The organism is Paraburkholderia ginsengiterrae (assembly GCF_001645125.1).
GTDB lineage: Bacteria > Pseudomonadota > Gammaproteobacteria > Burkholderiales > Burkholderiaceae > Paraburkholderia > Paraburkholderia ginsengiterrae.
Genome location: NZ_LXKA01000317.1, coordinates 1 through 374, shown reverse-complemented (window position 1 = coordinate 374; position 374 = coordinate 1). Strand labels below are relative to the sequence as shown.

At 65.2% G+C, this 374-nt stretch carries 1 protein-coding gene; it reads left to right on the top strand.

Annotated features, from left to right (window positions below; genetic code table 11):
* A partial coding sequence (locus A6V37_RS21645) for an NAD(P)/FAD-dependent oxidoreductase (protein WP_425262286.1) occupies positions 1-374 on the top strand: 374 nt, incomplete at both ends.

The window sequence follows — 374 nt, the reverse complement described above, 5'->3', positions numbered from 1 at the left end:
GCGGGCGGCCTGATGTCGCTGCCGAAGCTCACGTTCCCGGGCGGCGCGCTGGTAGGCGATGACGCGGGCTTCCTGAACGCCTCGCGCATCAAGGGCTCGCATGCGGCGATCAAGACCGGCATGCTGGCCGCGGAAGCGGCATTCGATGCGGTGCAGGCAGGCCGCCAGAACGACGAACTGACGGCGTATCCGGAGTCGTTCAAGACCTCGTGGCTGCACACCGAACTGCATCGCGCGCGCAATTTCAAGCAGTGGATGAGCAAGGGCCTGTACCTGGGCACGCTGATGGTGGGCATCGAGCAGAAGCTGCTGGGCGGCAATGTGCCGTGGACGCTGCATCACCAGCATTCGGACCACGAAATGCTCAAGCCGGC